Consider the following 12,440-nt stretch of genomic DNA (forward strand, 5'->3'; position numbering starts at 1 on the left):
GCCCTGCCCCATGACCCAACGCTCGGAACAGAAGCAGCAGACCCGCCACGCCCTGATGGACGCCGCGCGCCTCCTGATGGACAGCGGCCGCGGCTTCGGCGGCCTGAGCCTGCGGGAAGTGGCGCGCAATGCCGGCATCGTGCCCACCGGCTTCTACCGCCATTTCAACGATATGGATGAACTTGGCCTGGCCCTGGTCGAGGAAGTGGGCGAGACCTTCCGCGCCACCATCCGCGTGGTCCGCCAGAACGAGTTCGAGCTGGGCGGCATCATCGAAGCCTCGGTGCGTATCTTCCTCGATGCGGTTGCCGCCAACCGTGGCCAGTTCCTCTTCCTCGCCCGCGAGCAGTACGGCGGCTCGCAGCCCGTGCGCCAGGCCATCGGCGCCCTGCGCCAGCGCATCACCGACGACCTGGCCGCCGACCTCAAGCTCATCAACCGCATGCCGCAACTGGACGACGAAGGCGTCGACCTGGTGGCCGACCTGGTGGTGAAAACGGTATTCGCCACGCTCCCGGAACTGATCGATCCGCCGGCGGACAACCTGCCGCCGCATCTCCTGCCCGCCGCCAAGATCACCCAGCAGCTGCGCTTCATCATGATCGGTGGCAAACACTGGCTCGGGCCGGGCAAGCCGAAAAGCTGACCGCTCCGCCAATACAGCCGCACCACTCGGGTGCAACTCGCACCATCACGGACCACCCTCACGCCCCACAGGCAGGCATGGCCTGGCGAAAGCCCCGCTGAACGGGCGCCCGGCGATCTTGGCAAGGGCCTTGCTCTGCACCCGGCATTGCACACTGCCGGATTCGCCCGATGCTGGTCATCCACGAACGAACAGAAACCCAGTCGAGCTGGGACGAAGAGCTGCTGCTGACCTATGAAGCGCGCAGCAAGAGCCGCTTGCGCTGCTTCACCGTCAAAGGCGAAGACGTCGGCCTGTTCCTCGAACGCGGCCAGCCGCCCCTGCGTGACGGCGATTGCCTGCGTAGCCAGGACGGCCGCGTGGTCAAGGTCAGCGCCCGTCCCGAAGCCCTGCTCCATGTCACCTGCGCCAGCGCCTTCGAACTGACCCGCGCCGCCTACCACCTCGGCAATCGCCACGTCGCCCTGCAGCTCGGCGAGGGCTGGTTGCGTCTGCTGGATGACTACGTACTCAAGGCCATGCTCGAACAGCTGGGCGCCACGGTGAAAAACATCGAGGCCGGCTTCCAGCCCGAACACGGCGCCTACGGCGGGGGCCATCACCATTCCCATCAGCTCGAAGCCGACTTCAGCTACGCGCCGCGCCTGCATCAGTTCGGTGTGCGCACGTGAACAAAGCCTGGCAGCTACTGAGGCTTGCCAGTCCGCAGCTGCCCATTGGCGGCTACAGCTATTCCCAGGGACTGGAGCTGGCGGTGGACTCGGGCCTGGTGCATGACCCCAACAGCGCCGCGCGCTGGATCAGGGATCAGCTGCTGCTCAACCTTTCACGCTTCGAGGCGCCATTGCTGCTGGCCCATTGCGAAGCGGCGGCATGCGATGACTGGAACGAGTTGAAGCACCTCGCCGAGCGTCACCGCGCCAGCCGCGAAACCCGCGAGCTGCAGCTGGAAAGCCGGCAGATGGGCTACTCCTTGCAGCAACTCCTGCATGACCTCCCCGAGCAGGACGACGCCGCACGCCAACTGCTTGGCGAGCTGGAAGAACCCGGCCTGGCCGTGGCCTGGGCCCTGGCTGCACGGGCCTGGGCCATCGCGCCGCAAGACGCCCTCGCCGCCTGGATCTGGGGCTGGCTGGAGAACCAGCTGGCAGTGCTGATGAAGACCTTGCCGCTGGGCCAGCAAGCCGCCCAGCGCCTGACCTCCGCCCTGCTGCCCAGCCTGGAGCAGGCACAGCGCGAAGCCAGTGAAATCCCCCCGACCCGCTGGGGCAGCGCCGCCTTCGGCCTGGCCCTGGCGAGCATGGCGCACGAGCGCCAATACAGCCGTCTGTTCCGTTCCTAGGAGATGCACAGCACATGAACAGCCAACCTTTGCGCGTCGGTATCGGCGGCCCGGTAGGTTCCGGCAAGACCGCCCTGACCCTGGCCCTCTGCCGTGCCCTGCGCGAGCGCTACAACCTGGCGGTGGTGACCAACGACATCTACACCCAGGAAGACGCCCAGTTCCTGGTGCGCAACGAGGCCCTGGCGCCGGAACGCATCATCGGCGTCGAGACCGGTGGCTGCCCGCACACGGCGATCCGCGAAGATGCCTCGATCAACCTCGAAGCCGTGGAGCAGCTCAATCGACGCTTCCCCGGCCTGGACCTGATCCTGGTCGAATCCGGCGGCGACAACCTGTCCGCCACCTTCAGCCCGGAACTCTCCGACCTGACGATCTACGTGATCGACGTTTCCGCTGGCGACAAGCTGCCGCGCAAGGGCGGCCCCGGCATCTGCAAGTCGGACCTGCTGGTGATCAACAAGGTGGACCTCGCGCCCATGGTCGGCGCCTCCCTGGAAGTGATGGACCGCGACGCGCGCAAGATGCGCGGCGAGCGGCCGTTCGTGTTCAGCAACCAGAAGGTCGGCCAGGGCCTCGACGAGATCATCGCCTTCATCGAGAAGCAGGGGCTGCTCACCGCCTGACGCCCCTCTCTGCCTACAGGATTCGCCTTCAAGGAGATTCACCATGAACCTGCGCAAATCGCTCTTCGCCATCGCCCTGTTCCTCACCCCGGCCATGGCCTTCGCCCATGCCGGTCACGACCACGCTGGCGTGATGTCGGGCATGGCCCACCCGGTCACCGGACTCGATCACTTGCTGGCCATGCTCGCGGTCGGTCTCTGGGCTGCCCAACAGCATGGATCGGCACGCTGGGCACTGCCGCTGACCTTCGTCGGCACCATGTTGCTGGGCGGCTTGCTGGGCTTCGCCGGTGCGGAAATGCCGTTGATGGAAAGCGGTATCGCCGGCTCGGTATTCGCCCTCGGCCTGCTGGTGGCCGTCGCGGTGCGGCCGCCGCTGTGGCTCGCCATGGGCCTGACCGCGCTGTTCGCCATGGCCCACGGCGTCGCCCACGGTCTGGAACTGCCGGACCTGGCCAGCCCCTGGGGCTACGCCGTCGGCTTCATCGCCGCCACCGCCACCCTGCATGCCGCCGGCTATGGCCTGGTTCGCGCCATGCCGCAGACCGCTGCGCCGCTGGTGCGGATTGCCGGCGGTGTGTCCGCGGGTGCCGGGGTGTGGTTGCTGGCGAGCTGAGCACGGCCTGTCACCAGACGCTGTGGGGGCGATTTCAATCGCTAAGCAGACCGCAGGTCTGCCATTCGGCCTCGCAACTGGGGCAGCTACGCTGCCCTTTGCGAATGAATTCGCCCCCACAAGAAAAGCGCGATGCCCCCAGGCGGCATCGATTTCCTTGCCCACATCCCATCCCCATCACCTCCCCCTCGCCTCACCGTCATCTCTTTGTCATAGTCCCCGCGTTTGATTCGGCACGCCCGTCCACGTCTTACGGATAAGAACAACATGAAGCGCTTCGCCCGATTCTTTCTCGCTCCCCTCTTCCTCCTCGTCGTCGCCTTGCTGGCGCTGGCCCTGACCAGCCGCACGGCGGAACGCCCCGCGGTACTCGCTGGCCTGGGCGACCACCCCCTGGTCATCGCCCATCGCGGCGGTCGCGGCCTGTGGCCGGAGAACACGCTGTTCGCCTTCGAGCGGGCCGCCGCCCTCAAGGTGGACATGCTGGAGATGGATGTACGCCACACACGCGACGGCGAGCTGGTGGTTCTGCATGACCCGCGGGTGGATCGCACCACCAACGGTGACGGCAAGGTGGCCGACCTCGCCCTGGCGGATGTACAGGCCCTGGATGCCGGCTACCGCTGGAGTGCCGACGGTGGCGAGAGCTATCCCTACCGTGGCCAGGGCATTCGCATTCCCACCTTCGCCGAGGTGCTGGAACGCTTCCCGGAGCAACCCAAGGTTGTCGAGATCAAGGTGCCGGACGTGGGCATGGAGGAGCAGCTCTGCGCCCTGCTGGACGAGCACCAGCAGCGCCAGCGGGTTCTCGTGGGGAGTTTCTACGAACGCAGCCTCAAGCGCTTCCGCAAGGTCTGCCCCGGCGTCGCCACGTCGGCAGGGCCGACTTCAGTGCGCCTGCTGGTGGCCTTGAACTGGATCGGCCTGGGCAGTCTGGTCAGTCCCTCCTACCAGGCCTTGCAGATTCCCGAAAGCAGCGGCGGCCTGCAGGTGGCCAGCGACAGCCTGATGAAGACCGCCCTGCAGCGCGGACTGGCGGTGCAGATGTGGACCATCAACGAGCAACCGGCCATGCGCCACCTGCTGGACATGGGGGCGAATGGCCTGATTACCGATTACCCGGATCGCGCCCTGCAGTTGCTGGGGCGCTCGACGCGCATCACTTCGCTGAACGATTGACCGCGAAGCCCGCCCAGGTCTGGCTCACGGGCATCAGCTCCAGGCTGTTGATGTTCACGTGGGCCGGCTGGTTCATGATCCAGAAGATGGTTTCAGCGATGTCTTCCGGCTGAATGGCTTCGGCGCCGGCGTAGGTGGCGTCGTACTTGGCCTGGTCGCCGCCGAAGCGCACCAGCGAGAACTCGCTCTCGCACAGGCCCGGCTCGATGTTGGTGACACGTACGCCGGTGCCCACCAGGTCGTTGCGCAGGTTCAGCGAGAACTGGCCGACGAAGGCCTTGGTGGCGCCGTACACGTGGCTGCCGGGATAGGGCCAGTTGCCGGCCACCGAACCCAGGTTGACGATGCTCGCACCACGGCCATGGGCGATCAGGTGCGGCAGCAGCAGGCGGGTGCTGTACATCAGGCCCTTGATGTTGGTGTCGACCATAATGTCCCAGTCATCCAGGTTGCACTGGGTCGCGGGCTCGGCCCCCAGCGCCAGGCCGGCGTTGTTGATCAGGCCACGGATCTTTTCGTACTTCGCCGGCAGACCGGCAATCGCGGCTTCCATGGCTTTGCGATCACGCACATCCAGCTCCAGGGTGTGCACGTCGGTCTGCGCCGAGAGCTCATCCTTGAGTGCCTGCAGGCGCGAGGCGCGGCGGCCGGTCAGCACCAGCGACCAGCCGGCCTGGGCGAAGCGCCGGGCACAGGCTTCGCCAAATCCCGAGGTGGCGCCGGTGATGAAAACGGTGGAAGTCATGCTGTTCTCCTTGCTCTGGGGCACGGGCCCGTTGCGATAGACCGGCATAGGTTACGCCATCCACAGGGACGAGCTGATGGCGAAAAAACCAGCAGCTCCATGCAGCCCTCGCCGGTACTGGGCCGCAGCCGTTACTCCCAAGCTTATCCACAGCTTTCCACACAGTAGTCGGGGACAACTCGATAGCCGGGGAGACGCCGCCAAGGAACTGTATAAGCCACTGTTTATCCGGCATAAAGCGCACCTGAACAATTTCTGAGCAGGGCTTTTCGAGCTGCGGACTGCGGGGCGTGGAAGCAACTGCTCCCAAGTTATCCACAGATCGCTGCACAGAGATTGTTATCAACTCCGGCGAATTTATTCGCCAAGCAGGCCGGAGGGCTGCCCTTGATCGTCAGTGGGGACAGCTGCGCTGCCCTTGGCGAATGAATTCGCCCCTACAAATGCCAGTGGATATCTCCACTTCGGACAAGCGGGGCTGACGCCCTCTTCCATCGGCCTAGACTTGCCTGCCTAGCCACAGAGGAGATCGGGCCATGGTCCAAGTCGCGTTGCTGGTACGTCTGGAAGCCAAGCCAGGCAAGGTCGCCGAAGTGGAGGATTTTCTCCGTAGCGGCCTGCAGCGGGTGCAGGAAGAGCCGGATACCACGGCCTGGTTCGCCCTGCGCTTGGGCCCGACGACCTTCGGCATCTTTGACGCCTTCGCCAACGATCTCGGGTTGCAGGCGCACATGGCCGGAAAAGTGGCGGAAGAGCTGATGGAGCGCGCGGACGAGTTGCTCAGCGAGCTGCCGCAAATCGAGCGCATCGAAGTGCTGGCGGCGAAGCTGCCTGTGGTCAACGAAGAGGATGAACTGTAAATCTGTGGGGGCGAATTCATTCGCTGAGCAGACCGCAGGTCTGCCACGGGGGCCGCAGCGCGCCCATTAGCGATTGAAAACGCCCCCACAAGGAACGCTACCTACGCGGTACGGGACAACATCACCTGCGCCGCAATCAGGTCTTCCAGGGCATAGCCCACGGACTTGAACAGGGTGATCTCGCTGTTGGTCTGGCGATGGCCCCGGCCGTGCAGCAGGTCGGCAAGTTCGATGTGGATGGCCTGCTCCGTGATGGCGCCGTCGGCGATGGCGAGAATCAGGTCCCCGGCCTCTTCCAGCGCGCCGGCACGGGTATCGACGACGATCCGTGAGCGGGCCACGGCGGCGCTGTCGGTTTCCCGCATGGTCGAGAGGAAGGCGCCCACCAGGTCCAGATGGGTGCCCGGCCGCAGCCAGTCCCCGAGAATCAGCGGCGACGTGGACGTGGTGACACAACTGATGCAGTCCGCCTGCTGGGCGCAGGTCTGCAGGTCAGGCGCCACCTGCACCGGATAGCCCTCCCCGGCGAGGGAGCGCACCAGTTCGTCGGTCTTCTCCGGATGACGACCCCAGATATCCACACGCTCGTACTGGCGCACCACGCAATGGGCACGGACCATGTGCGCGGCCAGGGTACCGGTGCCCACCACCAGCAGCCGGCTGGCGTCATGCCGGACCAGTGCGCTGGCGGCCAGGGCCGACGTACAGGCGGTGCGGCGAGCGGTGAGCTCGGAGGCTTCCAGCACCGCCAGCGGCCGGCCGGTGGCGTCGTCGAAGAGGGTGAAGAGCGCGGCGACCGAGGGCAGGCCCTTTTCGCCGTTGTGGGGATACACCGTCACCAGCTTCACGCCGACGCCCTGCCCCTGCTGCCAGACCGGCATGCAGAGCAGCGTGGCGTCTTGTGGCAGGGCATGACAGGCGCGCACCGGGGCTTCGGCCGGATTGGCCAGGCCTTGGCGCAGGGCCTCGATCAGTTGTGGATAATCCAGCGCCGCAGCGACATCGGCGTTGGTGAAGAAGCGCAGGGTTTGCATCTCCGGACTCCTTTTGGAATCGAGTGCGAGCGAATTACCCTCTCCCCCGGCCCCTCTCCCTGAAGGGAGAGGGGAGACGCTCGGGGAAAGGTTGGAGGCGGCGGGTCAGTGCCCGCCGAGGTAGGCGTTGCGGACTTCCTGGTTACCCAGCAGTTCCTCGCCCGTGCCGCTCATGCGGATTTCCCCGGTGACCATCACATAGGCGCGGTCGGAGAGCTTGAGCGCATGGTTGGCGTTCTGCTCGACGAGGAAGATGGTCATGCCGGTCTGGGCCAGTTCCTTGAGGGTCTGGAAGATCTGCTTGACCACGATGGGCGCGAGGCCCAGGGAGGGTTCATCGAGCAGCAAGAGCTTGGGTCGGCTCATCAGCGCGCGGGCGATGGCGAGCATCTGCTGCTCGCCGCCGGACATGGTCATGGCGCGCTGGTTTCGCCGTTCCTTCAGGCGCGGGAAGAGGTCGAACATGCGCTGCATGTCTTCGTCCGCATGGTCCGTGCCGATGGGGATGGTGCCCATCAGCAGGTTCTCTTCCACGCTCATGTCAGGGAACACCCGACGGCCTTCCGGCGACTGCGCCACGCCATTGGACGCCACATAGTGCGCCGACCGGTGGGTGATGTCGGTGCCCTGGTAGACGATCGCGCCATTGGCCGCGCGCGGCTGGCCGAAAATCGACATCAGCAGCGTGGACTTACCCGCGCCGTTGGCGCCGATCAGGCTCACTGTTTCACCTTCGTTGATGTGCAGGCTGACCTTGCGCAGGGCCTGGATGGGCCCGTAGAAGACGTCGACGTCCTTGAACTCCAGGAGGGGTGCACTCATGCCACTTCCTCCTCTTCGGCGCCGAGGTACGCCGCGATCACCTTGGGATCGTGGCGGATGTCGTGGGGGTTGCCTTCGGCAATCACTTCGCCGTGGTCCAGCACCACGATGTGGTCGGAAATGCTCATCACCATGCCCATGTCGTGTTCGATCAGCAGAACGGTCTGGTCGTGTTCGTCGCGCAGCTTGCGGATGATCCGGCTGAGCGCTTCGGTTTCGGCCGGGTTGAGGCCGGCGGCGGGTTCGTCGAGGCAGATCAGTTGCGGCCGGGTGCACATGGCGCGGGCGATTTCCAGGCGGCGCTGCTGGCCGTAGGAAAGCTCGCCGGCCAGGCGGTTGGCGCAATCCACCAGGTCCACCACTTCCAGCCAGTAGAACGCATGGTTCAGCGCGTCGTCCTCGGCCTTGCGGAAGCCCGGGGTGTTGAACACACCGGCCAGCAGATTGCGGTTCACCCACATGTGCTGGGCTACCAGCAGGTTCTCCACCACCGACATTTCCCGGAACAGGCGGATGTTCTGGAAGGTGCGCGCTAGTCCGGCGCGGTTCACCAGGTGGGTACCGCCGAACATCTTGTAGTGCAGGCGGTTGGCGAACTGCGCCGGATTGACGAAGTCGGTGGGCTGGAAGGGTTCGCCCAGCACCTTGATCACGTCGGTGCTGCCGCCGCGGGTGTTGAGCTGGATGCGTCCGCCAGTGGCTTTGTAGAAGCCGGTCAGGCAGTTGAACACGGTGGTCTTGCCGGCACCGTTGGGGCCGATCAGCGCGGAAATGGAACCGCGCTTGATCTTCAGGCTCACGTCATTGAGCGCCTTGATGCCGCCGAAGTGCATCATCAGGTGCTCGACGCTGAGGATGTTTTCGTCGCTCATGGGGCTACTCCTTTACGCGGGGTGAAGCCGACACGGCTGATACGGATCAGCCCGCGCGGCCGCCAGATCATCATCACCACCATGAGCACGCCAAACAGCAGCACACGGTAGTCGGCGAAGGTGCGCAGCAGCTCCGGCGCGACAGTGAGGACGAACGCGGCGATCACCACCCCGACGGTGGAACCCATGCCCCCGAGCACGACGATGGCGAGGATCAGCGCCGACTCGAAGAAGGTGAAGGACGAGGGGTTCACGAAGCCCTGGTAGCTGGCGAAGAACACCCCGGCCAGGCCGGCGGTGGAGGCGCCCAGCATGAAGGCCGAGAGCTTCACCAGCACGTGGTTCAGGCCCATGGCGCGGCAGGCGATCTCATCTTCGCGCAGCGCCTCCCAGGCCCGGCCGACCGGCATGCGGGTCAGGCGATGCTTGATGTACAGCACCAGCAGTACCACCAGGAAGAGCACCACGTAGATGAACAGGAACTTCAGGTTGGGGTTGTAGGCGAAGCCGAGGAACTCGTGGATCGGCACCCCGCCATCCTTCGCCCGGCGGCCGAACTCGAGGCCGAAGAAGGTGGGCGACGGCACCGACATGCCGTTCGGCCCCCCGGTGAAGCTCAGCCAGTTGTTGAGGATCAGACGGATGATCTCGCCGAAGCCGAGGGTCACGATAGCCAGGTAGTCACCGTGCATGCGCAACACCGGGAAGCCCAGCAACGCGCCGGCCAGCGCCGCGGCAAGGGCCGACAACGGCAAGGCGGACCAGAAGCCGAGACCCAGGTGTTCGTAGCCCAGCGCCAGGCCATAGGCACCGATGGCATAGAAGGCCACGTAGCCGAGGTCGAGCAGGCCGGCGAGGCCGACCACGATGTTCAGGCCCAGGCCCAGCAGCACGTAGATCAGGCCGAGGATGACCACCGTGAGCAGGTACTTGCTGGCGAAGAACGGGAAGATCACCGCGGCGACGACCAGCAGCGGGATGATCCAGCGCAGCCGGCTAACGTGGTCGGGCTCGCGCACGTGCACGCCAGAACCCGTTGTTTCGAAGCGCTGCATCAGCACTTCGCCGCGCGGGGTCTGCAGGTAGAGGCTGAGGAAGAAGCGGCCGATCATGACCACGGCCATCATCACGCCAACCCGGTTGAACTCCAGGTTGAAGCTGTAGCCATCGAGTACCACACCCATGATGGGGCCGAAGACGATAAGGGCGAGCAGACCGGCGATCACGGCGTCGATCAGGCTCTTCTTGAAATCCAGGGGCTTCCTGGCAATGGCAGAAGTCATGATTACACCTTGGCGACGTGCGGGCGGCCGAGCAGGCCCTGGGGACGGAAGATCAGGATCAGCACCAGCAGGGAGAAGCTGAACACGTCCTTGTAGTCGGTGTTGACCATGCCGGAGAACTGCGCCTCGGCGATGCCCAGGATGATCCCGCCGAGCATGGCGCCAGGCAGCGAGCCAATGCCGCCGAGCACTGCGGCGGTGAACGCCTTGATGCCGATGATGAAGCCGGCATAGAAGTCGAAGGTGCCGTAGTTCATGGTGATCAGCACACCGGCCAGGGCCGCCATGGCAGCGCCGATGACGAACACGTAGGAGATCACCCGGTCAGTGTTGATGCCGAGGATCGACGCCATCTTGCGGTCCTGCTGGGTCGCGCGGCACATGCGGCCGAGCTTGGTGCGCTGGATGATGTAGGTCAGCACCGCCATGCCGAGGAAGGCCGCCACCAGGATGAACACCTTGGTGTAGGTGAGCTGCACGAAGCCGTCACCGATGTGGAACTTCAGCGCGCCGTCGAGCAGGGTGGGCACGCCTTGCTGGCGGGCGCCCTGGCTGAGCTGCACGTAGTTCTGCAGGATCAGCGACATGCCGATGGCGGAAATCAGAGGTGCCAGGCGGGTGGAGTTGCGCAGCGGCTTGTAGGCGATGCGCTCGATCACGAAACCGTATACACCGGTCACCAGGATGGTGAACAGCAGGGTCCCGAGGATCAGCAGCGGGAAGGATTCGAGTCCGAAGAAGGCCAGGATGGCCAGGGTGATCGCGGCGATGTAGGCGGAGATCATGTACACCTCGCCGTGGGCGAAGTTGATCATGCCGATGATGCCGTAAACCATGGTGTAACCGATGGCGATCAGACCGTAGACCGACCCGAGGGTCAGCCCGTTGATCAGCTGTTGCAGGATAATACCGTCCATCACTCTGTCTCGTCTTTTGGGGGTCCGGCCTTGGGTTCGGCCAGCTCCCGCGAGTGGAATCAGACGGGCACCACTGAAAAACCATGTCAAATCGAGCGGTTCCCCGCCCGGCTCAAGCAGAAAAGGACTTCAGCAGTTTCCCGGAATACACCGACCGGCCAGATGCGGGTGGCATCTGGCCGGTCAGCCGAGCTATGTCCAGTGTCGGATCAGGATCGAACGAGCTAGAGCCGGACAAGGCGGAAAGGGTTGAGGGACGCGGAGTTTACGACTGTAAATGAGCAGTCCCGAGACCCTTTCCAACGCTGGCCGGCCGACGCGCAGGCGATCCTGACCGACACTTACTGCTGGGCGTACTTACCCTTGTCATCCCACTCGTAGATCACGTAGTCGGAGACTTTCAGGTCGCCCTTGGAGTCCCATTCCTTCTTGCCCATCACGGTCTGTACCGGATGGCCCTTCAGCCATTCGGATGCCTTGGCCGGGTCGTTGGAACCGGCGCCATTGAAGCCGGCAGCCAGGGCTTGCAGGGTTGCATAGGCGTACAGGGTGTAGCCTTCCGGCTCGAAGCCGCCAGCGCGGAACTTCTCGATGACAGCCTTGCCGTCCTCGATCTTGCGCGGGTCGGCGCCGAAGGTCATCAGCACACCCTTGGTGTATTGCGGGCCGCCGGCGGTGGTGACCAGTTCGTCGGTCACGATGCCGTCGCCGGAGAGGAACTTGGCGGTCAGACCCTGTTCACGCATCTGGCGAACCAGCGGGCCGGCTTCCGGGTGCAGGCCGCCGAAGTAGACGACCTCAGCGCCGGAGGCGCGAATCTTGGTAACCAGGGCGTTGAAGTCTTTCTCGCCGCGGGTCAGGCCTTCGTACAGGACTTCCTTCACGCCGCGCTTGGCCAGCTGCGCCTTGGTGGCGTCGGCCAGGCCCTGACCGTAGGTGTCCTTGTCGTGGATGATCGCGACCTTCTTGGCCTTCAGCACGTCGATGATGTAGTCGCCGGCGACGATGCCTTGCTGGTCGTCACGGCCGCACATGCGGAACATGCCGGACAGGCCGCGCTCGGTCACTGCCGGGTTGGTCGAGCCGGGGGTCATGGCGATGATGCCGGCCTCGTCGTAAACCTCGGAAGCGGGAATGGTGGAGGAGGAGCAGAAGTGACCGACAACGGCGATGGCCTTGTCCTGGTCGACGAGACGGTTGGCAACGGCTACGGCCTGTTTCGGCTCGCAGGCGTCGTCGGCTTTCACCAGTTTGATCTTCTCGCCGTTGATACCGCCGGCGGCGTTGAGATCTTCAGCGGCCTGGGAGGCGCCGCGCCAGTATTGTTCACCGAACGAGGCGTTCGCGCCGGTGTGCGGCCCGGCAACGCCAATGACTACATCAGCCTGTACAACGGAAGAAATGCCCAGCGCGGTGGTAACCGCCAGAGCCAGAAAGCCTTTTCTGAAAATCTTCTGCGACATGGAGTTTTGCTCCTGAGGTTTTTTAGGGTTAGCGC

14 protein-coding genes are annotated in these 12,440 nt (G+C 64.8%); 7 read left to right on the plus strand and 7 right to left on the minus strand.

Going from position 1 to position 12,440, the window contains the following annotated elements:
- Window positions 1-10 precede the first annotated feature (10 nt).
- From E8E95_RS25925 to E8E95_RS25950, 6 genes are all read left to right on the plus strand, one after another.
- Entirely contained in the window at window positions 11-646 is a 636-nt protein-coding gene (locus tag E8E95_RS25925) for a TetR family transcriptional regulator (RefSeq protein ID WP_077523708.1), read from the plus strand.
- Between the two features lie 170 nt (window positions 647-816).
- Window positions 817-1,317, plus strand: coding sequence for an urease accessory protein UreE (gene ureE, locus E8E95_RS25930; RefSeq protein ID WP_280354962.1), 501 nt, complete (start codon window positions 817-819; stop codon window positions 1,315-1,317).
- Window positions 1,314-1,988 (plus strand): urease accessory UreF family protein, encoded by a 675-nt coding sequence (locus E8E95_RS25935; protein ID WP_280354963.1) that lies wholly within the window; start codon window positions 1,314-1,316, stop codon window positions 1,986-1,988. The genes ureE and E8E95_RS25935 overlap by 4 nt, the downstream gene beginning before the upstream one ends.
- A 14-nt stretch (window positions 1,989-2,002) precedes the next feature.
- The gene (gene ureG, locus E8E95_RS25940) at window positions 2,003-2,614 is read left to right on the plus strand and encodes an urease accessory protein UreG (RefSeq protein WP_280354965.1); all 612 of its coding nucleotides are present in this window, start codon (window positions 2,003-2,005) and stop codon (window positions 2,612-2,614) included.
- 43 nt (window positions 2,615-2,657) lie between these two features.
- A complete protein-coding gene (locus E8E95_RS25945) occupies window positions 2,658-3,230 on the plus strand; it encodes a HupE/UreJ family protein (protein WP_280354966.1) in 573 nt (190 codons plus the stop codon).
- A gap of 267 nt (window positions 3,231-3,497) precedes the next feature.
- On the plus strand, window positions 3,498-4,409 hold the full coding sequence (locus E8E95_RS25950) for a glycerophosphodiester phosphodiesterase (protein ID WP_280354968.1): 912 nt from the start codon (window positions 3,498-3,500) through the stop codon (window positions 4,407-4,409).
- Here the strand turns inward: E8E95_RS25950 and E8E95_RS25955 are convergent.
- Window positions 4,390-5,154 (minus strand): SDR family oxidoreductase, encoded by a 765-nt coding sequence (locus E8E95_RS25955; protein WP_280354970.1) that lies wholly within the window; start codon window positions 5,152-5,154, stop codon window positions 4,390-4,392. The genes E8E95_RS25950 and E8E95_RS25955 overlap by 20 nt on opposite strands.
- 536 nt (window positions 5,155-5,690) lie before the next feature.
- On the opposite strand from E8E95_RS25955, the gene E8E95_RS25960 reads away from it, so the two are divergent.
- Window positions 5,691-6,014 (plus strand): antibiotic biosynthesis monooxygenase, encoded by a 324-nt coding sequence (locus tag E8E95_RS25960; protein WP_280354972.1) that lies wholly within the window; start codon window positions 5,691-5,693, stop codon window positions 6,012-6,014.
- Window positions 6,015-6,115: 101 nt separating this feature from the next.
- Here E8E95_RS25960 and E8E95_RS25965 read toward each other — a convergent pair whose 3' ends face one another.
- The 6 genes from E8E95_RS25965 to E8E95_RS25990 all read right to left on the minus strand — a co-directional run bounded on the left by E8E95_RS25965 (window position 6,116) and on the right by E8E95_RS25990 (window position 12,405).
- Window positions 6,116-7,048 (minus strand): ornithine cyclodeaminase family protein, encoded by a 933-nt coding sequence (locus E8E95_RS25965; protein ID WP_280354974.1) that lies wholly within the window; start codon window positions 7,046-7,048, stop codon window positions 6,116-6,118.
- A gap of 105 nt (window positions 7,049-7,153) precedes the next feature.
- Entirely contained in the window at window positions 7,154-7,870 is a 717-nt protein-coding gene (locus tag E8E95_RS25970; RefSeq protein WP_280354976.1) for an ABC transporter ATP-binding protein, read from the minus strand.
- On the minus strand, window positions 7,867-8,742 hold the full coding sequence (locus tag E8E95_RS25975) for an ATP-binding cassette domain-containing protein (RefSeq protein ID WP_280354978.1): 876 nt from the start codon (window positions 8,740-8,742) through the stop codon (window positions 7,867-7,869). Before E8E95_RS25975 ends, E8E95_RS25970 begins: the two co-directional genes overlap by 4 nt.
- Window positions 8,739-10,025: a high-affinity branched-chain amino acid ABC transporter permease LivM gene (gene livM, locus E8E95_RS25980; RefSeq protein ID WP_280354979.1), complete on the minus strand. Its 1,287-nt coding sequence runs from the start codon at window positions 10,023-10,025 to the stop codon at window positions 8,739-8,741. Before livM ends, E8E95_RS25975 begins: the two co-directional genes overlap by 4 nt.
- Window positions 10,026-10,027: 2 nt before the next feature.
- Window positions 10,028-10,942, minus strand: coding sequence for a branched-chain amino acid ABC transporter permease LivH (locus E8E95_RS25985; RefSeq protein ID WP_077523719.1), 915 nt, complete (start codon window positions 10,940-10,942; stop codon window positions 10,028-10,030).
- A 341-nt stretch (window positions 10,943-11,283) separates the two neighbouring features.
- Window positions 11,284-12,405 carry a branched-chain amino acid ABC transporter substrate-binding protein gene (locus E8E95_RS25990; protein WP_280354981.1) on the minus strand — a complete coding sequence of 374 codons (1,122 nt, stop codon included), beginning with the start codon at window positions 12,403-12,405 and terminating at the stop codon, window positions 11,284-11,286.
- Window positions 12,406-12,440 lie beyond the last annotated feature (35 nt).

It is taken from the genome of Pseudomonas sp. BN414 (assembly GCF_029871275.1).
Taxonomy (GTDB): domain Bacteria; phylum Pseudomonadota; class Gammaproteobacteria; order Pseudomonadales; family Pseudomonadaceae; genus Metapseudomonas; species Metapseudomonas resinovorans_C.

Bases quoted from the DNA above. Each gene is read 5' to 3' on its own strand.
- E8E95_RS25925 (WP_077523708.1), top strand. From the start codon at position 11: ATGACCCAACGCTCGGAACAGAAGCAGCAGACCCGCCACGCCCTGATG.
- ureE (WP_280354962.1), top strand. From the start codon at position 817: ATGCTGGTCATCCACGAACGAACAGAAACCCAGTCGAGCTGGGACGAA.
- ureG (WP_280354965.1), top strand. From the start codon at position 2,003: ATGAACAGCCAACCTTTGCGCGTCGGTATCGGCGGCCCGGTAGGTTCC.
- E8E95_RS25945 (WP_280354966.1), top strand. From the start codon at position 2,658: ATGAACCTGCGCAAATCGCTCTTCGCCATCGCCCTGTTCCTCACCCCG.
- E8E95_RS25950 (WP_280354968.1), top strand. From the start codon at position 3,498: ATGAAGCGCTTCGCCCGATTCTTTCTCGCTCCCCTCTTCCTCCTCGTC.
- E8E95_RS25955 (WP_280354970.1), bottom strand. From the start codon at position 5,154: ATGACTTCCACCGTTTTCATCACCGGCGCCACCTCGGGATTTGGCGAA.
- E8E95_RS25960 (WP_280354972.1), top strand. From the start codon at position 5,691: ATGGTCCAAGTCGCGTTGCTGGTACGTCTGGAAGCCAAGCCAGGCAAG.
- E8E95_RS25965 (WP_280354974.1), bottom strand. From the start codon at position 7,048: ATGCAAACCCTGCGCTTCTTCACCAACGCCGATGTCGCTGCGGCGCTG.
- E8E95_RS25970 (WP_280354976.1), bottom strand. From the start codon at position 7,870: ATGAGTGCACCCCTCCTGGAGTTCAAGGACGTCGACGTCTTCTACGGG.
- E8E95_RS25975 (WP_280354978.1), bottom strand. From the start codon at position 8,742: ATGAGCGACGAAAACATCCTCAGCGTCGAGCACCTGATGATGCACTTC.
- livM (WP_280354979.1), bottom strand. From the start codon at position 10,025: ATGACTTCTGCCATTGCCAGGAAGCCCCTGGATTTCAAGAAGAGCCTG.
- E8E95_RS25985 (WP_077523719.1), bottom strand. From the start codon at position 10,942: ATGGACGGTATTATCCTGCAACAGCTGATCAACGGGCTGACCCTCGGG.
- E8E95_RS25990 (WP_280354981.1), bottom strand. From the start codon at position 12,405: ATGTCGCAGAAGATTTTCAGAAAAGGCTTTCTGGCTCTGGCGGTTACC.